19 protein-coding genes are annotated in these 24,588 nt (G+C 65.8%); 8 read left to right on the top strand and 11 right to left on the bottom strand.

Going from position 1 to position 24,588, the window contains the following annotated elements:
• Positions 1-42: 42 nt before the first annotated feature.
• Together ACPRTJ_RS21435 and sohB are read right to left on the bottom strand one after the other, a co-directional pair.
• Positions 43-4,965: an NEL-type E3 ubiquitin ligase domain-containing protein gene (locus ACPRTJ_RS21435; RefSeq protein WP_426427270.1), complete on the bottom strand. Its 4,923-nt coding sequence runs from the start codon at positions 4,963-4,965 to the stop codon at positions 43-45.
• A gap of 69 nt (positions 4,966-5,034) precedes the next feature.
• Positions 5,035-6,051, bottom strand: a complete 1,017-nt coding sequence (gene sohB / locus ACPRTJ_RS21430) for a protease SohB (RefSeq protein ID WP_054915449.1) — start codon at positions 6,049-6,051, stop codon at positions 5,035-5,037.
• A 197-nt stretch (positions 6,052-6,248) separates the two neighbouring features.
• Between sohB and ACPRTJ_RS21425 the strand changes: the two genes are divergently transcribed.
• From ACPRTJ_RS21425 to ACPRTJ_RS21405, 5 genes are all read left to right on the top strand, one after another.
• A complete protein-coding gene (locus ACPRTJ_RS21425) occupies positions 6,249-6,959 on the top strand; it encodes a histidine phosphatase family protein (protein ID WP_426427269.1) in 711 nt (236 codons plus the stop codon).
• A gap of 55 nt (positions 6,960-7,014) precedes the next feature.
• Entirely contained in the window at positions 7,015-7,332 is a 318-nt protein-coding gene (locus ACPRTJ_RS21420; RefSeq protein ID WP_043859921.1) for an SCP2 sterol-binding domain-containing protein, read from the top strand.
• Positions 7,333-7,510: 178 nt separating this feature from the next.
• Entirely contained in the window at positions 7,511-8,578 is a 1,068-nt protein-coding gene (locus tag ACPRTJ_RS21415) for a phosphotransferase family protein (RefSeq protein ID WP_054915451.1), read from the top strand.
• A gap of 28 nt (positions 8,579-8,606) precedes the next feature.
• Positions 8,607-9,374: an SDR family oxidoreductase gene (locus ACPRTJ_RS21410; protein ID WP_043859923.1), complete on the top strand. Its 768-nt coding sequence runs from the start codon at positions 8,607-8,609 to the stop codon at positions 9,372-9,374.
• Between the two features lie 166 nt (positions 9,375-9,540).
• A complete protein-coding gene (locus tag ACPRTJ_RS21405) occupies positions 9,541-10,320 on the top strand; it encodes a TSUP family transporter (RefSeq protein WP_043859924.1) in 780 nt (259 codons plus the stop codon).
• Here ACPRTJ_RS21405 and nudC read toward each other — a convergent pair.
• From nudC to gnd, 5 genes are all read right to left on the bottom strand, one after another.
• Positions 10,288-11,118: an NAD(+) diphosphatase gene (nudC, locus tag ACPRTJ_RS21400; protein ID WP_426427268.1), complete on the bottom strand. Its 831-nt coding sequence runs from the start codon at positions 11,116-11,118 to the stop codon at positions 10,288-10,290. The two genes, ACPRTJ_RS21405 and nudC, sit on opposite strands and share 33 nt — an antisense overlap.
• 30 nt (positions 11,119-11,148) lie before the next feature.
• Entirely contained in the window at positions 11,149-11,961 is an 813-nt protein-coding gene (locus ACPRTJ_RS21395; protein ID WP_043859926.1) for a crotonase/enoyl-CoA hydratase family protein, read from the bottom strand.
• A 134-nt stretch (positions 11,962-12,095) separates the two neighbouring features.
• Positions 12,096-13,895 carry a glycoside hydrolase family 15 protein gene (locus ACPRTJ_RS21390; RefSeq protein ID WP_054915454.1) on the bottom strand — a complete coding sequence of 600 codons (1,800 nt, stop codon included), beginning with the start codon at positions 13,893-13,895 and terminating at the stop codon, positions 12,096-12,098.
• Between the two features lie 10 nt (positions 13,896-13,905).
• On the bottom strand, positions 13,906-15,405 hold the full coding sequence (zwf, locus tag ACPRTJ_RS21385) for a glucose-6-phosphate dehydrogenase (RefSeq protein ID WP_054915455.1): 1,500 nt from the start codon (positions 15,403-15,405) through the stop codon (positions 13,906-13,908).
• Entirely contained in the window at positions 15,402-16,382 is a 981-nt protein-coding gene (gene gnd, locus ACPRTJ_RS21380) for a phosphogluconate dehydrogenase (NAD(+)-dependent, decarboxylating) (RefSeq protein ID WP_043862637.1), read from the bottom strand. The genes zwf and gnd overlap by 4 nt, the downstream gene beginning before the upstream one ends.
• A gap of 197 nt (positions 16,383-16,579) precedes the next feature.
• On the opposite strand from gnd, the gene ACPRTJ_RS21375 reads away from it, so the two are divergent.
• A complete protein-coding gene (locus ACPRTJ_RS21375) occupies positions 16,580-16,750 on the top strand; it encodes a DUF6026 family protein (RefSeq protein WP_221181553.1) in 171 nt (56 codons plus the stop codon).
• Here ACPRTJ_RS21375 and ACPRTJ_RS21370 read toward each other — a convergent pair.
• On the bottom strand, positions 16,747-17,355 hold the full coding sequence (locus ACPRTJ_RS21370) for a LysE family translocator (protein ID WP_043862636.1): 609 nt from the start codon (positions 17,353-17,355) through the stop codon (positions 16,747-16,749). The two genes, ACPRTJ_RS21375 and ACPRTJ_RS21370, sit on opposite strands and share 4 nt — an antisense overlap.
• A 120-nt stretch (positions 17,356-17,475) precedes the next feature.
• Here ACPRTJ_RS21370 and ACPRTJ_RS21365 point away from each other — a divergent pair, with 120 nt between their 5' ends.
• Entirely contained in the window at positions 17,476-18,387 is a 912-nt protein-coding gene (locus ACPRTJ_RS21365; RefSeq protein ID WP_426427267.1) for a LysR family transcriptional regulator, read from the top strand.
• 39 nt (positions 18,388-18,426) lie between these two features.
• Here ACPRTJ_RS21365 and ACPRTJ_RS21360 read toward each other — a convergent pair whose 3' ends face one another.
• The gene (locus ACPRTJ_RS21360; RefSeq protein WP_258659257.1) at positions 18,427-20,649 is read right to left on the bottom strand and encodes a TonB-dependent receptor; all 2,223 of its coding nucleotides are present in this window, start codon (positions 20,647-20,649) and stop codon (positions 18,427-18,429) included.
• Positions 20,650-20,887: 238 nt separating this feature from the next.
• Here ACPRTJ_RS21360 and ACPRTJ_RS21355 point away from each other — a divergent pair, with 238 nt between their 5' ends.
• On the top strand, positions 20,888-21,334 hold the full coding sequence (locus tag ACPRTJ_RS21355; protein WP_043860196.1) for a GNAT family N-acetyltransferase: 447 nt from the start codon (positions 20,888-20,890) through the stop codon (positions 21,332-21,334).
• A gap of 79 nt (positions 21,335-21,413) precedes the next feature.
• On the opposite strand, the gene ACPRTJ_RS21350 is transcribed toward ACPRTJ_RS21355, so the two are convergent.
• Positions 21,414-21,965 carry a DUF4174 domain-containing protein gene (locus ACPRTJ_RS21350; protein WP_327781410.1) on the bottom strand — a complete coding sequence of 184 codons (552 nt, stop codon included), beginning with the start codon at positions 21,963-21,965 and terminating at the stop codon, positions 21,414-21,416.
• 243 nt (positions 21,966-22,208) lie between these two features.
• Positions 22,209-24,569, bottom strand: a complete 2,361-nt coding sequence (locus tag ACPRTJ_RS21345) for a DNA polymerase II (protein ID WP_054916068.1) — start codon at positions 24,567-24,569, stop codon at positions 22,209-22,211.
• Between the last annotated feature and the right edge of the window lie 19 nt (positions 24,570-24,588).

Below are 24,588 nucleotides of genomic sequence, written 5' to 3'. Positions count from 1 at the left end.
TGAAAAAGGCCCCTTGCGGGGCCTTTTTTTGTGGCGTCGAATTTACAACCGGGTGACCTGGTCAGGCACGCTGTTCCAGATTTCTGCCGTCAGCGTCTCCAGCAACTTTTTCTCCTCCTTGGCCAGGTTGGCTTGCAGTACGTGGCTCTGGCGCAGGTACGCCGCTTCGGTGATGTGCCCGGCATCGGCATCTGCCTGCAAGGCCTCCATGCGGGCGTGCAGCGGCTTGGCGATGCGCTGATAGCGCTCGGCATACTGCACCTTCAGGTAGCTGACCCAGAAGTCGCGCTGGGCAATCGAAGCCTTGAGCACTGCCGGCGTCTCGCCCTCTTCGATCTCCTTCTGCGCAGCCTTGATATCGGCATCGCTGACCTGGGCAGTGGCTCGGTAGCGCATGGTGTTGGGCTGCCCCGGCAGCTCGAGCGGCTCGGTCAGCGCGGTACGGTAAGCCAGCCGCACTTCGACCTCGTCCACCATCGTGCCAGCACGCACACGTGCATCGATGACCCGCTGGGCAATCAGCTCGACCTGCTCCAGACGATACAGCCCGCGCGCCAGCTTCATCAGTGACCACTCGGCACCCAGCTGGGTACCCAGCGCCAGGGCCTGATTGATCAGCACCTGCACCTCAAGCTGGCTGAACACCAGGATCACCGCATCGCCACAGTTGCGCACGCTGTCCAGGGTCTGCAGTACCTCCTCGCGCAGCGCCGTGTTGGCGCTCACTGCCTTGATCAGCGCCCACACCCGCTGCTTGAGGTCGTCGTAGGTCTCGCGAAAATCGGACGTCTCCCCCAGGTCATCGAACAGCCGGAACAGTTCGTCGGTGCCCGGTTCGGCCTTGAGCGCATCCCACATCGCCTGCAGTTCGGCCGCCTGCACCGCATCTGCACCGGCAAGCCAGGCCGTGGCACCAGCAGCCATCGGCTCGGGCGCAAAATGGACGCGCAGGTTCGGCGTCACGCCAAAGCTGATACGCGTGCGCTGACGATAGACCGTCAGCCTGACCTGGCTGTCGGCATCGATCGGGTTGCCGTGCAGGCTGGTGACCCGATTGATCCTCAACACCCGATCGACACGCTCGGCTGCGGGCGCCAGCACGTCCTGCGGCACCACCTGAATGTTGTTGGCGCGCAGGTCGACCTCTTCGAGCATGTCAAGGTCCATCAGGCCGGTCGGCCAGGTACTGATGCCCGTGTGCTGCAGCCTGAGCCCGCGCAGGTCGGCCAGGGTCGAAACATCGGGCGCGGTTATCAACGGGTTATGGTCCAGGTTGAGGATTCTCAGGCGAACCAGTTTGGCCAGCACCGCATTGGCAGCAGCATCCATGACCAGGCTGTTGTAGCTGAACGTCAGCCGGGTGATGCGCGGTATGGCTTCCAGCGCGGCAGGCAGGGTGCTGAACAGGTTGTTGGAAAGGTTGAGCCAGCGCGTATTGGAAAACTGCTCGACAAAGGCTTCGGGCAATTCGCTCAACTGCATGTCGCGCATGAACAGCGACGCCACATGGCTGAAATCGGCACTCAGAATCGGCAGACCTTCAAGGCGCGTCTCCGACAGGTTGAGGGTGTAGCCGACGGTTCGCCCTTCAACGGATATCACCGGGCTGGACTGGCGCCGCCAGCAACGCTCGATGCGATCGGCCGCCACCTCCCGGTGGCCACGGGCGGCGAAACTCACGGACTGATCGTTGCGCCAGGCGGTCAGCTCATCGATCAGCTTGAACAGTTCCTGGCGCCGCCCCTCAAGCTTGACCAGCAGCTCCTCCTCACTGAGCCCCTCGCCTAGCTCCTGCAAAAAGGCCTGCACCTCGTCCACGGTCAGGTCGGGGTACAGCGCCCGGGCCCGCTGCACCGGCGTCTGCGGCCTGCCAAACGGGCGCCGGCCACTGAGCGGATAACCGATCTGGCCATCGAGCATGCGCATTGGCGGCTTGAACCAGCGCGTGCGCGGACGCACGCCGATGCTGCTACGCACCGCAGCCGTATCCTTGGCGGCATTCTCGGCCAACATCAGGCGCAACGCGTCGGCCTGGTTGATGTTCAGGCCCAGCAGCACGCGCTCGCTGTCGGGCAGCGCATGCAGCATGGCGGCGCACAACGGCTCCACCCCGCCCAGCGCGTTATGCTCGCTGTCATAGGCCTGATAGCCTTCGTCCAGCCGCGCGAGAATACGCTTGGTGCCGGTCGCCGTGCTGCGCCCGACCGCCTTGAGCTCATCGCCCCACGGGCTGCCTTCACGTACCTGCAACAGCACATCGCCAGACCAACCCGGCAAGGCCTGCAACTGGTCCATGGCAACCTTCAGGCAGTCCAGGCGATCGGTGTAGCCCAGGTAGAGGCCCTCACGGGCACGCACCACGCGCGCCTGCTCCACCAGCCAGCGGGCCTGTTCGGCCAGGCGCAACGGCACCCGCGGCGGGTTGGCGGTGAGCTGCGCTCGCTCGCTGACGCTGGCACTCTCGAGCAGCTCTCTGGCCTGCCGCCACGCCAGCCCGGCAAACTGCTTGCGTACCACCGCCATGCCCGCCACCTCCTGCACCGGGTCGGCGCGGTAGAGGCTGTCGAACACCTGGCTGCGGTTGACGCTGGCGTAACGGGCATAGGCTTCACGCAATTGCGTCAGGCGACCAGCCTCGGTCCTGGCCAGGTAGGGGCCGAACAGGGCCTTCTCTTCCTGTTCGGTCAAGCCCTGCAGCAGCGTTGTCAGGAAGCGACCGTCGACCAGTTCCTGGCGCGTGATCGACAGGGTCCGGTTGTCGGCGCTCAGCGGCGTACCGTACTCCTTGACCAGCTGCCCGTCCTCCATCACCCGCACCAGCACGCCGGCCGGCCAACCCGGCATGCGTGTGAGCAAGGCCAGGGGCAACGCATCGAGCTCGGTGGCCAGTGGTTGCCCGTCGCGCATGGCCGCAATCACATCCGCCACCCTGCGGCTCATCTGCCAGCGCACCAGGCTGTCGCCGAGCAACGCCGGCAAAGGCTCGTTGTTGCTGTGCAGGCGGCGCAGGCGTGCCTCGTCGATGCCGGTGATGGCGGCCATGTTCAGCAGGTCCTCGTCACCCATGCCGTCCACCAGATGGCCCAGGCGCCGCCACAACGTCAGGCCTTCCCACTGCTGCGGGTCTTCGGCCTCGAGGCGCCAGGCCCCGGCGCCGTTGTGCACCACCGGCGGCTGGTAGGCGTCATCGCGAGGATGGCGGACCTGGTACTGGCCCACTTCGGTGCCGACCACCTCGTAGGCGCGGCCCTGCACACGAATGTAGGTCTTGTCGCCCACGCTGTAGCGCCCCTGAAGGTCCGGCACGACCCCCGACAGATCGACATCCGCGGCATAGGGCTCCAGCTGCGGCTTCCACAGCCGGTACTCCCCGTTGGCCAGCCTGATCTGGATCGTGCCTTCCAGCAACTCGCTGCCCGGCCCGACGGCCAACGGCTTGAGGGCAAGCCCCAGGCCCACGGCGAATGCAATGTTCAGTGCCACCGACTGCAGGTGCGCCATGGCCAGCTCGCGATCACCCACCTCCCAGTCCTCGATGCCCTCGACCACCTCCCCGATCAACTGGCCGGCCGCCACCACCGCCATCACCTCCCCCAGCCCGGGTACGAAGAAGGCGGCGCTGTTGAGCACGTTCAGACCGATGCTCTCCCAGTACGCCAGGCGCGCCTCGCGGGCCGCTTCGTCCGCGTCGGCACTGGGCACGGCCAGGTGCCGCGCATCAGCCTTGGCCTTCTCGATCAGGCGTCGATGCTGCAACTCGAACAGGTCTTCTTCCACCCGGTGTTCACGCAGGTACAGGTCCGCCTCCAGGTTGGGCTGGCGCTCCAGCAGCCCGTGCTGGCCATCGACCAGGTGAAACAGATTGCTTTCCAGCAGCCCGAAGAAGCGCTCTTCATCGGCCCGGGCCACACACCCGCGCATGGCCTGCTGATAGGCCGGCGAAATCAGGTTGATGCGCAGGTCGCGCTTGAACGCCTCGATGCTCGGGTATTCCTTGAGCGGGTACAGGGGCGCGCCCGGCACATACACCAGCACAGGCTCGGTCTGCTCGCTGAGCAGGCGGTCGGCGCTGGCCACCCAGATACCGGACAAGCCAATGCCGAACATTTCCAGGGTGCTGAACACCAGGGGCTTGCCGTTGTACTGGGCGGCACCGGTGCCATCGAGCCAGCCGAGCAAGGCGCTGCGGGCAGCCTCGCCAATCTCGCCCTTCATCGCCGCAATCCAGGTGCGCACGCGCAGGCGCGCCTTGTAGGCCTCGATGGACTGCCGGCGAACCCGATCATGGGTGGCCGGCGCCTCGTACACCGCAGCCAGGTGCTCCTGGTACTGCTTGCCCAGGTCCAGCTCATGGCACACGCGGGCAAAGTCGCGCGGGGCCACCGCCAGCTTGCTGCTGTAAACGTAGCGATAGCGCGGCGCGTGCTCGCTGCCAGGTACCAGCGTCATGGAAAATGCGCCCTTGGCCGCCAGGGCCGTACCGGCGTCGAATTCGGCATCCCGGGCAAAGTTCTGCAGCGCCGCCTGCAGCAGGCTCTGGCGCCTGGGCACCACGCGCACCAGCGCACCCAGCAGTTCGGTGTCGTGGGTAACGTGCACGAATTCGTGGGTGTTGACGTCGTCGTCGCGCTGCAAGTCGCGCTTGAGCCTGGCCTTGAGCAGCGGCTCGGCGAACTCGACGATGCCTTTGAGGGGGCGCAGGGTACGCGCCAACGCGTCGGCGCAGGCGCGGGCGTGCTGCTGGCAGGCGAGCAGTGCCTGGCGCTGGTCCTCGCGGGCATTGCTGAACCAGGGCGCCGGCGCATCCCCTGCGCCCTGGTGCTGTTCGGCGCCCCAGGGCCGGCTCAGGGCCGCGAAACTTGCAGGGGTGGAGTGCTTGAGCCAGTCAGGCATGCGCTGATGGATGAAGGGGCCGTGCGGCCCCGGGGTGACATAGGTGTCGGTGGAATCGGTGGGAGTGGTCATGATGGTCCTCGGGGTAGATTGAACCCCAAGCAGACCCCATCATGACGCAGGTGAAGTGCTACATATTGCTCAGCGCCAGCGGCCCAGACGGCTCCACAAGCCCACCAGGGTGTTCTCGATGGAGGCGCTGGCAGCCAGGCCAACGCGCTCCTGCAGGCTCTTGCGTTCGGCAAAATGCAGGTGATACAGGTTCGAATCGCGAGCGCGTTCGCTCAGGTATTCGTCACTGGTGCGCAGCTCGTCCACCAGTTGCTTGTTCAGTGCCGCCACACCCAGCCAGACCTCGCCGGTGGCCACCTCATCGATGTGCAACTGCGGGCGGTAACGCGAGACGAAATCCTTGAACAGCTGATGGGTCACGTCCAGGTCTTCCTGGAACTTCTCGCGGCCCTTCTCGGTGTTTTCGCCAAACACGGTCACGGTGCGCTTGTACTCACCCGCCGTGAACACCTCGAAGTCTACATCGTGCTTTTTCAGCAGGCGGTTGACGTTGGGCAACTGCGCCACCACCCCGATGGAGCCCAGAATGGCGAAGGGCGCACTGACGATCCTGTCACCGATGCAGGCCATCATGTAGCCGCCGCTGGCCGCCACCTTGTCGATGCACACCGTCAGCGGCACGCCGGCCTGGCGGATACGCGCCAGCTGCGAGGACGCCAGGCCGTAGCTGTGCACCATGCCGCCACCGCTTTCAAGGCGCAGTACCACTTCGTCCTTGGGCGTGGCGAGGGTCAGCAGCGCGGTGATTTCATTGCGCAGGCTCTCGGTGGCCGAGGCCTTGATGTCGCCGTCGAAATCCAGCACGAACACCCGCGGCTTGTCCTCGGGCTTTTTCTTCTGCTGCTTGTCGCGCTTGGCCTGCTGCTTGCGCAGGGCCTTGAGCTGGGCCTTGTCGAGCAGACCCGACTCCAGGCGCTCGCGCAGGTCCTTGTAGAAATCGTTGAGGCGAGTCACATGCAACTGCCCCCCGGCCTTGCGCCGGCCCTTGCCGCGCAACCCGGCAATGGCCGACAACACCACCAGGAGCGCGATCACCAGGGTCGCGGTCTTGGCCAGAAAGCTGGCGTATTCAGCAAGAAAATCCACAGTAGCTCCTTAACATGTCTGCGCCCGTACGGCGCCAAACGTGGCCCAAGCATACCGGCGCGGCCACGCCTCCACCAGCGTGGGCAACGCCCCGAAACGCAGTTCAAACGACCTTTTCAAACGCTTGTATGTTTTTTCGTTGACAGGCCGCCATCGGCCACCTACCCTCGCCAGAACCTTCACTCCAGGCATACGACGTGGGCAGCATCTACCTCATTCGACATGGCCAGGCCTCCTTTGGTGCCGACGACTACGACGTGTTGTCGCCGACCGGCATTGCCCAGAGCGAAGCACTGGGCGATCACCTCGCCCAGCTGGGCCTGCGCCTGGATCGCTGCGTGGCCGGCGACCTGCGCCGCCAGCAGCACACCGCACGCCTGGCCCTGGCCCGCCTGCAGGCTACCGGCAGCGCGGTACCCAGCCTGGAAACCGACCCTGCCTTCAACGAATTCGACGCCGACGCCGTCATCCGCGCGCTGCTGCCCGGCCTGCTGCCGGACGAGCCCGAGGCGCTGCACATCCTGCGCAATGCCCGCGACAACCGCAGCGAGTTCCAGCGCCTGTTCGCCCTGCTGGTGCAGCGCTGGCACGGCGGCGAGCACGATGTCGACGGCCTGCAAAGCTGGCAAGGCTTCGTCGAGCAGGTGCACGACGGCCTGCAACGCCTGCTGCGCGAGGCCGGGCAAGGCGACAACATTGCCATCTTCACCTCCGGCGGCACCATCACCGCCCTGCTCCACCTGATCACCGGCATCACCCCCAGCCAGGCGTTCGCGCTGAACTGGCAGATCGTCAACACCTCGCTCAGCCAGCTGAAGTTTCGTGGCCGCGAGGTGGCGCTGGCTTCCTTCAACAACCAGGCCCACGTGCAGTTGCTGAGGGTGCCGGCGCTCATCACCTACCGATGAGCACCGGCCTGTTGCGGCCCCAGGGTCGCTTACATCACTTAATAAGGAATACACCATGACCGACGTAGCTAAAGCCGTTCAAGCCATGCAAGAGAAGTTCAACCCTGCCGCCGCTGCCGGCCTGGACCTGGTTTTCGGCTTCAACATCACCGACGAAGACAAGCACTTCTCGCTGATCGTCAAGGACGGCACCTGCGACCTGCAGGAAGGCGAAAACCCTGACGCCAACTGCACCCTGGTGCTGGACAGCGAAACCCTCAAGGGCATCGTCAGCGGCGAAACCGACGGCATGCAGGCCTTCATGGGCGGCAAGCTGCGCGTCGAAGGCGACATGATGCTGTCGATGAAACTCAGCGAGCTGTTCCCGGCCTGAGCCTTGCGCTGATGCCGACCAGAACCGAAGCCTTGTGCTTCGGTTTTTTTTCGCCCGGCATCAGGGGTGGTGATCGTGGTGCAACACGCTGGCCTATAACACAGTCAAACACTTGTTCGGTTTATCCGCGAGAATTAGATTAAACAATAATCAGCGACTTTCAGAATAAGGGAAAAGCATGACGCTCACCGACCAGTCGACCCAGGTTCGCCCCGGCGAAGAACTCGATGCCGCCCTCATCGACCCTTATCTCAAGGCCAGCATTCCAGGCCTGAGCGGCACGCCGGTGATCAGCCAGTTCCCCGGTGGCGCGTCCAACCTCACCTACCTGCTCAGCTACCCGGACCGCGAGTTCGTGCTGCGCCGCCCGCCGTTCGGGCAAAAGGCCAAGTCGGCCCACGACATGGGCCGCGAGTTTCGCATCCTCAACCAGCTCAACAGCGGCTTCCCCTATTGCCCCAAGGCCTACGTGCACTGCACCGACGAATCGCTGATCGGCGGCGAGTTCTACGTGATGGACCGGGTCAAGGGCATCATCCTGCGCTCGGACCTGCCCCCCGAACTGGGCCTGGACAGCCAGCGCACCGAAGCCCTGTGCAAGAGCTTCATCGACCGCCTGGTCGAGCTGCACCAGGTGGACTACACCGCCTGCGGCCTGGCCGACCTGGGCAAGCCCGAAGGCTATGTGCAGCGCCAGATCGAAGGCTGGAGCGCACGTTATGAAAAGGCCCTGACCCCGGATGCACCGCGCTGGGAAGCGGTGATCGCCTGGCTGCGCGAGAAGATGCCGGCCGACCACCCACGCCCCGCCATCGTGCACAACGACTACCGCTTCGACAACGTGATCCTCGACGCCGACAACCCCATGCGCATCATCGGCGTGCTGGACTGGGAAATGACCACCCTCGGCGACCCGCTGATGGACCTGGGCAATACCCTGGCCTACTGGATCGAAGCCGGCGACCCTGCGCCCGTGCAACTGATGCGTCGCCAGCCGAGCAACGCACCGGGCATGCTCACCCGGCGCCAGTTCGTCGACTACTACGCCGAACGTGCCGGGCTGCAGATCGACAACTTCGACTTCTACTACACCTACGGCCTGTTCCGCCTGGCCGGCATCGTGCAGCAGATCTACTACCGCTTCTTCCATGGCCAGACCCAGGACAAGCGCTTCGCCCAGTTCGTGCACATGAACAAGCTGCTGGAGCACATGAGCCTGCAGGTCATCGGCAAATCCACGCTCTGACGCCCTACAACTACAAGGAACCCGCCCCATGTCCAAGACCCAGTTGTTCGACCTCGACGGCAAGATCGCCTTCGTGTCCGGCGCCAGCCGCGGCATCGGCGAGGCGATTGCCCACCTCCTGGCCCAGCAGGGTGCCCACGTGATCGTGTCCAGCCGCAAGCTCGACGGCTGCCAGCACGTGGCCGACGCGATCATCGCCGCCGGCGGCAAGGCCACGGCGGTGGCCTGCCACATTGGCGAGATGGAACAGATCGGCGCGGTGTTCGCCGGCATTCGCGAGCAGTTCGGGCGCCTGGACATCCTGGTCAACAACGCCGCCACCAACCCGCAGTTCTGCAACGTGCTGGACACCGACCTGAGCGCCTTCCAGAAGACCGTCGACGTGAACATCCGCGGCTATTTCTTCATGTCGGTCGAGGCCGGCAAGCTGATGCGCGAAAACGGCGGCGGCAGCATCATCAACGTGGCGTCGATCAATGGCGTATCGCCGGGGGTGTTCCAGGGGATCTACTCGGTGACCAAGGCGGCGGTGATCAACATGACCAAGGTGTTCGCCAAGGAATGCGCCCCCTTTGGCATCCGCTGCAATGCGCTGCTGCCGGGGCTGACCGACACCAGGTTCGCCTCGGCGCTGGTCAAGAACGAAGCGATCCTGAACACGGCGCTGCAGCAGATCCCGCTCAAGCGCGTGGCCGATCCGAAGGAGATGGCGGGCGCGGTGCTGTACCTGGCCAGCGATGCGTCCAGCTACACCACCGGTACGGCGTTGAATGTGGATGGGGGGTTCCTGTCCTGATACCACATAGCGGGTCAAGCCCGCTCCCACAAGGATCACCGCTATTTCTGTGGGAGCGGGCTTGACCCGCGATAGGGCCCTGACAGGCACGCACCATCTCCTTTACCATAGCGCCCCTCAGGCGCAGCTTTACCGTTCTGCGCCCCAGTCGAATAAGCCCAACACCATGCCCTTCGAACTCAGCGTAGATCTCACCACCCTTGCCATTCTTGCCGCCGTGGCCTTCGTGGCCGGGTTCATCGACGCCATCGCCGGCGGCGGCGGCCTGCTCACCACCCCCGCCCTGCTCACCGCCGGCATGCCGCCGCACCTGGTGCTGGGCACCAACAAGCTCAGCTCCACCTTCGGCTCGGCCACCGCCGGCTTCACCTACTACCGGCGCAAGCTGTTCCACCCCGCACAGTGGCGACACGCCCTGGTCGGCACCCTGGTAGGGGCCTTCATCGGCGCCATCGTTGCCCACTACCTGCCGGCCGAATGGCTGAACAAGATGCTCCCGGTGGTGGTGTTCGCCTGCGGCGTTTACCTGCTGTTCGGCGGCACGCCAAAGGCGCCGCTGGACGCCGATGCGCCGATCAAGAAGAAGTGGCAACTGCCCCAGGGCCTGACCCTGGGTTTCTATGACGGCGTGGCCGGCCCGGGCACCGGCGCGTTCTGGACCGTCAGCACCCTGCTGCTCTACCCCATCGACCTGGTCAAGGCCAGCGGCGTGGCGCGCAGCATGAACTTCGTGAGCAACGCCGCAGCACTGTCGGTGTTCATCTTCTCCGGCCAGGTAGACTGGGCGGTGGGCCTGGCCATGGGCTCGTCGCTGATGGTCGGCGCGTTCTTCGGCGCACGCACCGCCATCAGCGGCGGCAGCAAGTTCATCCGCCCGGTGTTCATCACCGTGGTGCTGGCCCTGACCGTGCGCCTAGCGTGGCAGCACTGGTTCGGCCAGGCCTAGGCGGCGCGCCACGTACAGGTCGATCAGGTAACGCGCAATCGAGCGGCCCGCCGGCAACGGCGGCAGCGCATGCACGCTGAACCACTGGGCATCCTCGATCTCGTCGGCCTGCATCACGATCTCGCCGCCGGCGTATTCGGCATGAAAGCCCAGCATCATCGAATGCGGGAACGGCCAGCACTGGCTGCCCACGTACTGGAGGTTCTTCACCTCCAGCGCCACCTCTTCACGCACCTCGCGCACCAGGCAGTCCTCGGCCGACTCGCCCGGCTCGGCAAACCCGGCCAGGGTGCTGTACACGCCGGTCACGAAGCGTGGCGAGCGCGCCAGCAGTATCTCGTCGCCACGGGTGATCAGCACGATCATGCTCGGCGAGATGCGCGGGTAGCTGCGCAGCTCGCAGCCGGCGCAGTACATCGCGCGCTCCCACTGGATCTGCACCATCGCCTGCCCGCAACTGCCGCAAAAGCGGTGCTCGCGGGCCCAGGTGGCGATCTGCGCGGCATAACCGAGGAGGGTGTAGGTATCGGAATCGCCTTCCAGCATGAACTGGCGCAGGCCGCGCCAGCTGCAGCCCTGCGGCGCCTGTACCGAGCGCAGTTCGAGCAGAAACACCGGCTGGCCGTCGAAATGGCCGATGCCGTGCTCGCACACCACGTCCAGGTCCTGGCGCCTGAGCCAGTCCCGCGGGAACAGCGCGCCGTTGGCGTCCACCAGAAAGCCCTCGGCACAGTGGGCGACGGCCAGGCCGCCGGGGGTGTTGGGGTCCAGTACTGCAGTGGTCCAGCGCGCTGACATGTTGCGTTCCTTGAGGGTTCGCGACCGGGCTCAGTCGTCGAACTGCGGTTTCTGTTTGCTCATGCTGGCGGCCATCGCCACCCGCAGGTCGGTGGATTGCAACATGGCAGCGTTCCAGGTGGCAATGTATTCCAGCCCGTCGTCGATACGGTGATCGCGCATGTAGCTGAGCATCTCCTTGGTGCCGGCCACGGCAATCGGGGATTTGCCCGCGATCTCGGCGGCAATCGCAAAGACCCCGTCCAGCAGGCTGGCCTGATCGTCGAAGGTGCGGTTGACCAGGCCGATCTGGCGCGCCTCGTCGGCGCCGACAGTGCGCCCGGTGTAGGCCAGTTCGCGCAGCATGCCGTCGCCAATGATGCGTGGCAGGCGCTGCAGGGTGCCGACGTCGGCGGCCATGCCCATGTCGATTTCCTTGATCGAGAACTGCGCATCGGCAGCCGCGTAGCGCATGTCGCAGGCGGCGATCAGGTCGATCGCGCCGCCCAGGCAGTAGCCCTGGATGGCTGCCAGCACCGGCTTGCGGCAGGTATCCACGGCGTTGAACGAGGCCTGCATCTGCAGGATCTTGCGCCGCAGCAGGCGTGCGTTGCGGCCTACGTCCTTGCCCATTTCGTTGGCCACCGAGGCCAGCAGCATCAGGTCGATGCCGGAAGAAAAATGCTTGCCGGCGCCACTGATCACCACCACGCGCACCGCGTCGGTCTCGTCGATCCACTGGAAGATCTCGACGATCTCGCTCCAGAACGCGGCATTCATGGCGTTGATCTTTTCCGGGCGGTTGATCTGGACGTGGGCGATGCTGTTCGACAGTTCGACCTTGAACGCGGTGTAGTCGGTCACGTGGCACTCCTTGGGCTGACGCGGGATGGGGTGGCTGGACTATATCGCAGACCGTAGGCGGCGCTTGTGCCAAAGGCTGGGCTGTTGCTCCTGCACTGCAGGAGCCGACCTTGCCGGCGAAGCGGCCACCGCAGTCACCCGCAGCGGGCCCTGTCGCGCACCGGACACTGCGCCCGGTGCAGGTTCAACGCCGTGTTGATGATGCCGATATGGCTGAAGGCCTGCGGGAAATTGCCCAGCATGCGGCCACCTTGCGGGTCGTACTGCTCGGCCAGCAGCCCCACATCGTTGCACAGCCCGCACAGGCGCTCGAACAACGCCTGGGCCTCTTGCTGGCGCCCCAGCAGCACGTACACGTCCGCCAGCCAGAACGAGCACACCAGAAACGTACCCTCCCCCGGCGCCAGCCCATCGCAGCCGCTGTCGCTGTCGTAGCGGCGCACCAGCCCGTCATGCAGCAGGCGCTTCTCGATCTGCGCCAGGGTTGCCAGAAACCTCGGGTCGTCGGCTGGCAGAAAACCGGTCAGGGCAATCTGCAGCAGGCTCGCGTCCATCTCCTGCGAGCCATAGGCCTGCACAAAACAGCCCAGCTGCGCATCGACGCCCTGCTCGCACACCTGGCGATGGATCTGCGCGGCCACCTCGCGGTAGTGCGCAGCCTGGGCCTTGCCCTCCTCGGTCGGCTCGCTCAGGCTGGCCGCCCGATCGAACGCCACCCAGGCCATCACCTTGGAGTGGGTGAAATGCTGCTGCGGCCCGCGCACCTCCCAGATGCCCTCGTCGGGCTGGCGCCAGATGGTCTCCAGGTACGGCATGATCACCCGCCCGATCGCCGCACTGCGCGGCAAGCGCGGCAGGCCGCCACGCATGGCCTGACACAGCGCATCGGCCACCTCGCCATAGATGTCCAGCTGGTGCTGCACCGCCGCGGCATTGCCCACCCGCACCGGCTGCGAACCGGCATAGCCGGCCAGCCAGGGCAGCTCGTACTCCGGCAGCCGGCGCTCGCCGGCCAGGCCGTACATGATCTGCATCTGCTCGGGGTTGCCCGCCACCGAGCGCAGCAGCCATTCGCGCCAGGCCTGGGCCTCCTCGAAGTAACCCAGGTTCATGAACGCCAGCAAGGTCATGGTGGCATCGCGCAGCCAGCAGTAGCGGTAATCCCAGTTGCGCTCGCCACCCAGGTGCTCCGGCAGCGAGGTGGTGGCCGCGGCCACGATGCCGCCGGTGGGTGCATAGGTCAGCGCCTTGAGGGTGATCAGCGAGCGCTTGACCCGCGCCGTGTGCTCGCCCACCTGCGGGCAGCGCGCAGCAAACTCGCGCCACTTGTGCGCGGTGTCCAGCAGCGCCTGCTCCGGCTCGAAGGCCGGCTGCAACGGCAGGTGCGATGGCTGGTGGCTCAGGCTGAAGGTGTGGCGCTGCCCGGCCTTCACGCTGAAGCGGCTGCCGGTATGGTGATCGCGTGCGTGGGTGCTTACCGTGCTGCGCAGGGTCAGGCGGTCCGGCCCGGCCACGGCGGTCAGGGTCAGCGGGTCGAGCTTCTCGACCCAGGGCACGCTGCTGCCATAGTCGAAGCGCATCACCAGGTCCATGTCGAAGGCCACCTCGCCCTCCAGCCCCTCGACGATGCGCAGCACGCTGTGGTGCGCATCGTCCAGCGGCATGCAGTCGATCAGCCGCGCACGACCGCTGGCAGTCACGAAGGTGGTGTGCAGGATCAGGGTGTCCTGCTGGTACTCGCGGGTTACCTCCAGTGGTGCTTCGCGCGGCGCGATCTGCCAGCGCCCGTTTTCTTCGTCGCCCAGCAGCGCGGCAAAGCAGGCCGGCGAGTCGAAGCGTGGAAAGCACAGCCAGTCCAGCGAGCCGTCACGGCCCACCAGTGCTGCGCTGCGGCAATTGCCCAGTAGTGCGTAGTCTTCGATGGCGCCCGTCATGAACCTCCCGTCAACCAATGCTGTGCCAGACCCGCCGATCGCGGGCCAGCAGTTCGTCGGCCGCCTGCGGCCCGTCTTCCCCGGCCGCATACGGCTGCACCTCACCGCCCTGCGCCCAGGCGTCCAGGAACGGCTGCACCGCACGCCAGCCGTTCTCGATGTTGTCGGCACGCTGGAACAGCGTCTGGTCGCCCGTCAGGCAGTCGTAGATCAGGGTCTCGTAGCCCGTGGAGGGCTGCATCTTGAAGAAGTCCTTGTAGGCAAAACCCAGCTCGACGTTCTCCATGGCCAGGGTCGGCCCCGGGCGCTTGGCCTGCAGGTCGAACCACATGCCCTCGTTGGGCTGGATCTGGATCTTCAGGTAGTTGGGCTTGGGCCGCTCGGCGTCGCTGTCGCGAAACTGCGCATAGGGCGCCGGCTTGAAGCAGATGGCGATCTCGGTGTCACGCACGCTCATGCGCTTGCCGGTGCGCAGGTAGAACGGCACGCCCACCCAGCGCCAGTTGTCGATCATCACCTTGAGCGCCACGTAGGTTTCGGTCTGGCTGTCGGGGTCTACACGAGGCTCTTCGCGGTAGCCGGCCAGCTTCTTGCGCCCCTGCTTGCCGGCGGTGTACTGCCCGCGTACCGAGTTCTTCAGGGCCATGGCCTTGGACCACGGGCGAATCGCACCGATCACCTTGGCCTTTTCACTGCGCACCGCGTCCGCGCCAAAGGCGGCGGGCGGCTCCATCGCCACCATCGCCAGCAGCTGGAACAGGTGGTTGGGCACCATGTCGCGCAGTGCCCCGGTGGTGTCGTAGAAGGCGCCACGGGTTTCCACGCCCACCGTCTCGGCAGCGGTGATCTGCACGTGATCGATGTAGTGGTTGTTCCAGAACGCCTCGAACAGGCCGTTGGAAAAACGGCTGACCAGGATGTTCTGTACCGTCTCCTTGCCCAGGTAGTGGTCGATGCGGTAGATCTGCTTTTCGCTCATCACCTTGAGCAGGCAGGCGTTCAGCGCCTCGGCGCTGGCCAGGTCCGAACCGAAGGGCTTCTCCACCACCACCCGACGAAAGCCGTTGGCCTCGTCCAGCAGCCCGGCCGCTCCCAGTTGCTGCACCACGCCGCTGAAAAAACGCGGCGAGGTGGCCAGGTAGAAGATCGCGTTGCCGGTGCGCCCCTTGTCGATGCGCTCGGCGATGGCCTGGTAGGTAGAGGGCTCCATGAAGTCGCCGGTGAGGTAGCCGATGCCCTTGGCCAGGCGCTTCCACAGCTTGTCGTCCAGGCACCGGGTGGCGCCCTCGCCCTGGTCGCGTTCACGCATGAAGGTTTCCAGGCGCTCGGCGAATTCGCCGTCGGTGGCCGGGTTGTGGTCGACCCCGACGATGCGCATGCCTTTGTCCAGCAGGCCGTCGCGGTGCAGGTTGTACAGCGCCGGCATCAGCAGGCGTTTGACCAGGTCGCCATTGGCGCCAAACAGGAACAGGGTACAGGCTGGTGCCGCTTCGACGTCGTGTTCACTCATTCGGGCTTCTCGACATGGCCACCAAAACCGAAGCGCATCGCCGACAGCAGCTTGTCACCGTAGGTGCCCTGCTGCTGGCGTGAGCGAAAGCGCGCGAACAGTGCGCTGGACAACACCGGTACCGGCACCGCCTGCTCCACCGCCGCATCGATGGTCCAGCGCCCTTCTCCGCTGTCGGACACCGAGCCGCTGTAGCTGCCCAGCTGCGGGTCGGCCACCAGTGCATCGGCGGTCAGGTCCAGCAGCCACGAGGTGACCACGCTGCCGCGGCGCCACACCTCGGCGATTTCGGGCAGGTTGAGGTCGAAGCGCTGGTCGGCCGGCAGGCTTTCGCTGGCCTTGGTCTTGAGAATGTCGAAGCCCTCGGCATAGGCCTGCATCAGGCCGTACTCGATGCCGTTGTGGATCATCTTGACGAAATGCCCGGCGCCGGGTGGCCCGGCATGGATATAGCCCTTTTCGGCGCGCTCGCTGGGGCCGGTACGGCCACGGGTACGTGGAATGTCGCCCTCACCCGGTGCCAGGGTGGCGAACAGCGGCTCTAGGCGTTCGAAAATCGCCTGCTCGCCGCCGATCATCATGCAGTAGCCGCGCTCAAGGCCCCACACGCCACCGGAGGTGCCGACGTCCACGTAGTGCAACTGGCGCTCGGCCAGGTGCTGGGCGCGGCGGATGTCGTCCTTGTAGAAGGTATTGCCGCCGTCGATGATCACATCGTCCGCTTCCAGCAGGTCGGCCAGTTGCGCGATGGTCTGCTCGGTGGCCTCGCCCGCCGGCAGCATCACCCAGACCGCGCGCGGCGCGTCCAGTTGCTGCACCAGTGCGGCCAGGTCGGCGGCGCCTGTGGCGCCCTCGGCCACCAGCGTATCGATGGCGGGCGCGTTGCGGTCATGCACCACGGTGTGGTGCCCCTCGCGCATCAGGCGCCTTGCAATATTGCCGCCCATGCGGCCCAGCCCCACGATTCCCAGTTGCATGTGCCGATGCTCCGTAAAGTGTAGAAAGCCTGCTCAGGCCTTCAAGGTTAGTCCAGGCAGGCCCGGGTTGGTTTCATCGACCAACGGCACGACAGCGATAAACAAAAAAGTTCCCATGACAGGAAAAAGAATTCAGAATCGCGGCCGATCGAGCGTCTACGCTCAAACCATGTACCAAACCAATTGCGAGGTGTGCAATGGGAACCTTGATGTCAGCGAGCCCACCCCAGACCCTTTACGTGAGCGTGCGCCGCGACGAACTGCGCCGCCTCAAGGAAGAACGCGACCAGTTGCAGCGTCAGGTGGCGCAGCTGAGCCTGCTGTTGCAACAGGCCCAGGGCAGCGACAAGGCCGTGGTCACTCTCTAGGCGGCCAGCAGCGCCCGCGCCGAATACACAGCGCCGGCCACCGCCACCAGCAACAGCACCAGCCCCGACAGCCGGGCCACCAGCGCCCGGTGCCGCTGCGCCAGGGCGCCGCGCATCAGCGCGATGTACAGCGCCAGCACCCCCAGGTCGACCACCAGCCACAACGCCGCCAGCACCCCGATGCTGGTGCCGAACGAGGCCGTGACGTGGATGAACTGCGGGAAGAACGCCACGAAGAACAGAATGTCCTTGGGGTTGGCGATACCCACCGCAAAGCCGTGCCACCAGCCACTTGCCCTGGGCGGCGGCGCATCCTCCACGGCTGGCGCACGCAGCGCCCCCAGCCCCAGCCAGGCCATGAACACGCACCCCACCAGCGCCACCGCATTGAGAACCACCGGGCTGAGTGCCAGGCTGCCGGCCAGGATCAGCGCAGCGGCGGCCACCAGCACCAGGGAGGCGGCATTGGCCCCCAGCGCCGTGCGTATGGCCGCCCCGGTGCCCGAACGCCCGCTGGTGCCGACCACCAGCGCCACCACCGGCCCAGGGGTGGCGATCAGAATGAGTACAGTGCCCAGGTAGGCCAACAGCAGCGTGGTGTTCAAAAGAGGCTCCTTTGTCGTCAATGCAGGTCAGGTGCAGAGTGTGCGCAGCTGCATGGCCCTTGAAAAACGCAAAATGCTCTGCCCTACTACGACAAATACTCATCATGGACTGCCCCTGGCATGGTTGAACGTCTGCCCCCGTTGTATGCACTGCGCGCCTTTGAAGTGGCGGCGCGCACCTGTTCGTTCACCCGCGCCGGGGAAGAGCTGGCGCTGACCCAGAGCGCCATCAGCCGCCATATCCGCACCCTGGAAGCCCAGTTCGGTTGCCGCCTGTTCGAGCGCCACGGCCCGCGCCTGCGCCTCACCGACGCCGGGCGGCGTCTGGCCGAGCAACTGGGGGCGGGCTTTGCCCTGATCGAACAGGCCTGCCAGCCGTTTCGCAGCGCTTCGCGCCACCTGCGCCTGAAGGCGCCCTCCACCCTGACCATGCGCTGGCTGCTGGGCTGCATCCAGCGTTACGCCCTGGCCGACACCGTGCAGCTGGCAAGCGTGTGGATGGACGTCGACAGCGTGGATTTTGCCAGCGAGCCCTACGACTGCGCGGTGCTGCTGGGCAATGGGCAGTTCGGTGGGCAGGTCGAGGTGTGCAAGCTGTTCGATGAGCGATTGATCCCGATCTGTGCGCCGGGGTTGCTGGGGGATGGCGTGTGGGATGCGCAGCGGCTGGCCAGGGTGGCGTTGCTGCACCCGTCCAATGACCGGCGGGACTGGCAGCGCTGGCTGCGCGGGGCGGGCCTGCTCGAGCAGGTCGACCTGCAGCGCGGCACGCTGTTCGATACGCTGGAGCAAGGGATTGCGGCGGCCATGGCCGGGCATGGCGTGTCGATCGGCGACCTGGCGCTGGTGAGCGACGATGTCCGCGCCGGGCGGCTGGCGTTGCCGTTCGAACAGGCGGTGGCAACGGGAGATGCCTACTACCTGGTGTGGCCGGTGGGCAGTGCGTGGCGCGAGAGCATCGAGCGATTGCGGGTGTACCTGCTGGCCTCTTCGCCGGCAAGGCCGGCTCCTACAGACGGCGCAACCTTGTAGGAGCCGGCCTTGCCGGCGAAGAGGCCCGCAAGAGCGACCTCAGAACCGCGTCGTGGCACTCACCCCGAACGTCCTGCGATCCCCCCGCGCATCCCACGCCACATCGAACGGCAGCGGCACGCTGTCGGTCTTGTACTGCTTGTCGGTGAGGTTGTTCACGTAGGCGGTGAAGTCCAGGTCATATTGCCCGCCCACATGGTACGTGGCGCTGGCATTGCCCAATGTGTAGCCACCCTGCGACACGCTGTGGTCGGCCTGCGCGGTGGGCAGAAAGAAGATCCGGCTCTGGTAGCGCCAGTCGGTGCCCAGGGTGATGTCGTCGCCGTTCTCCAGCGCAATGCGATAACTGCCCCCCACCGCCAGCGTGCGCGACGGCGAACGTGCAATGCGGTTGCCCGAGTAGTCCACACCCCCCGATTCGAAGTCCTGCAACTCGGTATGCAGCAGCCCCAGCGAGCCATGCAGTTCCAGGTTGGCCAAGGGCAGCGCCTGCAACTCGAACTCGGCACCGCGTATCACGCCCTGGCCGCTGTTGGTCAGCAGCGACACCACCTGCCCGTTGCGCACCGACACCGCGTTCACCTGGATGTCCGAATAGTCGTAGTAGAACACGTTGGCATTGGCGATCAGGCGCTCGTCGAACCACTCGCTCTTGACCCCCAGTTCGTAGGCGTCGACGTTCTCCGGCGCCACCACCGAGGCCTCGGCCTGCACCTGCGCCCCGCCGCTGAAGCCGCCGGAACGAAAGCCCTTGGCATAACGCAAGTACACCCGCGCGTTGTCGTTGAGCTGGTATTCGGGGGTGAAATCATAGGTCAGCTTGTTCCAGGTGCGTTTCTCGTCCTGCACCACCGTGGTCGCCAGCGGCCCGCTGTAATGCTTCCACCAGTCGTTGCGGTTGCTGAAGTCGACACTGGCAGCGTCCGGCGCGGCCACCCGGCGCAGGTCGATGTCCTTGGTTTCGCGGGTCCAGCGCAGGCCGGCGGTGAAGCTCAGGTCGTCGGTGGCCTGCCAGGTGCTGCTGCCGAACAGCGCGAAGCTGTCGGTCTTCTGGTCGATGTCGGTACGCCCGAAGTCGGCCACGCCGAAGGCCTGGTTGTAGGCTTCGGGGAACAGCGCGTTGCTGTTGTGGCTGTCGAGCTGTTCGTGGAACAGGTGGGTGCCGACGATCCAGCTCACCGGCTGGTTCTTCGCCGACGACAGGCGCAGCTCCTGCGACACCTGCTTCCAGCGGTCGTCGTTATAGCCACGGCCGAACTCGTAGATGCTCATGTTCGGGCTCTGGGCCTTTTCGTGCACGTCGTCGAAGGCGGTGATCGAGTCCAGCTGCAGCTCGCCCAGGTCCCACTTGAGCGCCAGTTGCAGGCCGTTGTGCTCGATGCGGTCATCGGCCTTGCCGGTGAAGGCGACCTTGTCGGAGGCAGGCTTGGGCGCAGGCCCGAACAGCGTGCTGCCGCCCGGCCCGGCACCCCAGGCGCGGGCCACGATACCTTGCCCCTTGTAGTCACGGGCGTGCAGCTGCAGGGTGGCCTGCAGGTCGTCGTTGACCTGGGCCAGCAGTTGCAGGCGCAGGGCCTGGTCGTGGATGTCGCCGGCAGTGTGGCCATCGACCTCGTTCTTGAGCTGGCCGTCGCTGCTCTGGTCGATGAACGCCACCCGCGCGGCCAGGCGGTCCTTGACCAGGGTATCGCCGTAGGCACCTTCGTACAGGCGCGAATTGTAGTTGCCCAGGTCGAGCTTGAAGTAGCCGTTGGCGCCGTCTTCGAAGCTTGGCTTGCGCGACACGAAGTTGATCGCGCCACCGGTGGTGTTCTTGCCCCACAGCGTGCCTTGCGGGCCGCGCAGCACCTCGACGCGCTCCATGTCGTAGAGCGGGAAGCCGGTGGCCACGTGCGGGTCGATGTACACGTCATCGGTATAGATGCCCACCGGGTACACGGTGGTCGAGGCCATGTCGCCCGAGCCCATGCCGCGGATGTACCAGCGCGGGCGCTGGTGCCCGGCGAACTCGGGGGCGATGGCGTTGGGCACGTTCTGCAGGGCCTTGCCGGCACTGAAGCCGCCGCCGCTGCGGTCGATCTGGCGGTCACTGACCACCGAGATCGCCGAGGGTACGTCCTGTACCGATTCTTCGCGCTTCTGCGCGGTCACGGTGACGGTGGGCAAGGCGTCGGCGGGCGGTGCGGCGGCAAGCGCAGCGGCGCCGTGCAACGTGGCGGCAATGGCCAGGGCAAGGGGTAGATAGGCGGTAGGGGCAGGCATGGCGGGGGTTCCGATGAGTCAGGGTAAGCGAACTATCGCAAGCGGCGTGCCAATGAGACATGTACTTGATTTATATGAGTTTTATGGATAAACAGCGAGCGTACTGCTGGCCAGGCAACAGTGAGGCAGCAGTGGGTTGTGTGCCAGGCATCAGGGCCTGTTCACCGGCAAAATGCTGCCCTGCGACAACGCCTTGATTTAAGGTAGGCGCTTGCTGCCACCCACCAGGAGCCTGCCGATGATCCGCCCCGCCACCGCCCACGACGTTGCACCTGTACAGGCACTGATCGAGGCTGCCTATGCGCTGTACATTCCACGCATCGGTGCCAGGCCGGGGCCGATGCTGGAGGATTACGCCGCGCTGATCGCCCAGGGTCGGGTCGAGGTATTCGAAGAGCAGGGTCAGGTGCTCGGTGTGCTGGTACTGATCGCCCAGGCCGATGGCCTGTTGCTCGACAATGTCGCGGTAAGCCCGGCCGCTCAGGGCCGCGGGCTGGGGCGACAACTGATGGCGCATGCCGAAGCGCGGGCCCGGCAGTTGGGGCTGGAGGTGGTGCGGCTGTACACCAATGAAGCGATGAGCGAAAACCTGGGGCTGTATGAGCGGCTGGGTTATCGCGAAACCCACAGGGCCGAGCAGGCGGGGTTTCGGCGGGTGTTCATGGAGAAGCGGCTGGGCGACTGAAGTGCCTGGCCGGCAAGGCCGACGCCTACAGGCGTAGCGCTGAACCTGTAGGCGCCGGCCTTGCCGGCGAAGGGGTGTCTCAGTCTTCCAGCGGCTTGGGCGGCGCAGCCGGCTTGGCGGGCTTGGCCGGTTTGGCATGCTTGCCCGGCTTGCCCTCTGGCGCAGGCTCGGAGGCGGGCGCTGCGACCGTCGGCGCCACAATGGCCTTTTCGCTGGCCGGCAACTGGTCGACCGCCGCGAAGATCTGCTCCGGCTCCACCGTGCCGTCATGCTCGATGATGTGCTTCTCGCCGTCCTTGCCCACCAGTACCACCTGGGTGCCCTTGCGCGCGCCCAGGCTGAGTTCGCGAATCAGCGCCATGGTGGTCTGCTGCTCGAGGTTCTTGTCGTCACGCTTGCCGACCATGCCCGCCACGCTGTAGAGCACCAGGTTGCGCTCCTCGAACTTGCTCTTGGTCGCCGGGTCCTTGAGGGCCTCGTTCAGGGTGCGCAAGGTCGGGTCGGCGGTGCTGGGGGCAATCACGATCAGGGGTCTGGACTTGCCCAGGTCAACGGCCAGGGGCGCGTCGTCGGCGAGCAGCGGGCTGGCGACTGCCAGCAGGGTGGCGAAGGTCAGTGACCGAACAAGCATGTGCATCTCCTTCTTGTTTCCATGCACCAAAGACTACAGATCAAAGCGAAAGATCCGAGCGAGCCTAAACGACTGCCCGCATGTGTGGACGTTTACAAAAGTAACTTTCGGTTTCAAGGGTAGCTGTGCATGTGCAGAGGATAGCTGAAGGTCAGGGATGTGTCGGGCCACTGGCCCCTCCGCCGGCCAGGCCGGCTCCTGCAGGTTCGCTCAATGGTGGTATGCAGGGGCGCAACAGCCCCATCAGAACAACCCCATCTGCCGATCGATCAGGGTGCTGAAGTCATCCCCCACAAACGGCAGTATCGCATCGGCCACCGGCTGCAGCTGCCGGGTCAGGTAATGCTCGTAGTCGATGCCGTTGCGCCGGTTTTCCAAAGGCTCGGGCCCGGCCAGGGTCATCACGTAGCTGATCCACCCGCCATTCTGGTACTGGCGTGGCCGCCCCTGGCTGTCGTTGAACTCGTCGGCCATGCGTGCCGCCCGCACATGCGGCGGCACGTTGCGCTGGTAGTCGTCCAGGGGCCGGCGCAGGCGCTTGCGGTAGACCAGCTGATCGTCCAGCTCGCCGGCCAGGGTGCGCTGCACGTAGTCCTTCACATAGGCCTGGTGCGGCCTGCGCTCGAAAATGCGCTGGTACAGCTCCTGCTGAAAGTGCTGGGCCAGCGGCGACCAGTCGGTGCGCACGGCCTCCAGGCCCTTGTAGACCATCTCGTCGGGCCCGCCCTCGCGGTGCACCAGGCCTGCATAGCGCTTCTTGCTGCCCTCCTCGGCACCGCGGATGGTGGGCATCAGAAAGCGCTTGTAGTGGGTTTCGTACTGCAGCTCCAGCGCACTGTCCAGGCCGTACTCATCGCGCAGGTGCTCGCGCCACCACTGGTTGACCTGCTGCACCAGGGCACGCCCGATCTCCCCGGCCTGCGCCTCGTCATGGGCCCGCTTGAGCCACACGAAGGTCGAGTCGGTATCGCCGTAGATCACCGTGTAGCCCTGGGCCTCGATCAGCTCGCGGGTGCGGCGCATGATCGCGTGCCCGCGCATTGTGATCGACGACGCCAGGCGCGGGTCGAAAAAGCGGCAGCCACTGGAACCAAGCACCCCGTAGAAGGCGTTCATGATGATCTTCAGCGCCTGCGACAGCGGCGCATTGTGTTCGCGCTTGGCCTGCTCGCGGCCCTGCCACACGCGCTCGACGATGGCCGGCAGGCAATGCCGGGTGCGCGAGAAGCGTGCGCCGCGAAAACCCGGCACCGAGTGTTCGTCATCCGGCTCGCGCAGGCCCTCGACCAGGCCGATGGGGTCGATCAGAAAGGTGCGGATGATCGACGGGTACAGGCTCTTGTAGTCCAGCACCAGCACCGACTCGTACAGGCCGGGGCGCGAATCCATCACGAAGCCGCCGGGGCTGGCCTCGTCCGGGCGCCCGCCCAGGCTTGGGGCGACGAAGCCCTGGCGGTGCATCAGCGGTATGTACAGGTGACAGAACGCCGCCACCGAACCGCCGCTGCGGTCGGCCGGCAGGCCGGTGACCGTGGCGCGTTCGAGCAGAAAGGTCAGCAGCTCGGTCCTGGCGAAGATGCGCGTGACCAGCTCGCAGTCCTTGAGGTTGTAGCGCGCCAGGGCCGGCTTGTCCTCGGCGAACATGCGGTTGATTTCGTCCATGCGCTGGTACGGCGTATCGATGGCCTTGCCTTCGCCGAGCAGGGTCTGGGCGACGTTCTCCAGGCTGAACGAGGGGAAGCTCCAGGTCGCCGACCGCAGCGCCTCGATGCCGTCGATGATCAGGCGCCCGGCAGCGGCGGCAAAAAAGTGCGTGCGGCTGCCGTGCTCGCGCCATTCCATCACCTCGCCGCCGCGCCCCAGGCGCAGCGGCACCTGCAACTGCTGGGCATGGGCGTGCAGCACGCGCAGGTCGAACTGCACCAGGTTCCAGCCGATGATCGCGTCGGGGTCGTGCCGGGCCATCCAGTCGTTCAGGCGCTCCAGCAGCTGGGCACGGCTGGCGCAGTACTCCAGGTCGAAGTCCACGCCACTGGCGTCGCCGTTGGCCGGGCCGAGCATGTACACCTGGCGCTGGCCACAACCTTCCAGGGCAATCGAATACAGCTCGCCGCGCTCGGTGGTCTCGATGTCCAGCGACACCAGGCGCAGGTTCGGCCGGTAGTCCGGGGCCGGCTTGAGTTGGGCGTCGAGCAGCAGGCCGTCGGCATCGGGGCGGCCGCTGAACGTCACCGGGGCAGTGATGAAGCGCTCCATCAGGTAGCGCTCGGGCGGGCGGATGTCGGCTTCCAGCAGGTCGACGCCCGCGGCGCGCAGGCGTTTTTCCAGCTGCATCAGCTGGCGATGCTGGCGGCAGTACAGGCCCAGCACCGGTCGGTGGCGGAAGTCGCACAGCGCCAGCTCGCGCAGCTCGACGTCGCGTTCGGTGCGCAGCACCGCCTCGACATGGGCACGCTGGGTGGCGGCGACGAACGCCACCGACGTCTGCACGGGCAGGCGCAACTGGCGCGGGCCCTGGTCGGTCGCCAGCCAGAACTCCACGCATGTGCCCTCTGGCGTATCCCGCCAGTGCCGGGTCAGGACAAAGCCCTGTTGAACCTCCACCGCTGCAACCTCGTACCCC

It is taken from the genome of Pseudomonas palmensis (assembly GCF_049942755.1).
GTDB lineage: Bacteria > Pseudomonadota > Gammaproteobacteria > Pseudomonadales > Pseudomonadaceae > Aquipseudomonas > Aquipseudomonas palmensis.
The sequence above is the reverse complement of the archived record's forward strand: the minus strand, read 5'-3'. Positions and strand labels throughout refer to the sequence as shown.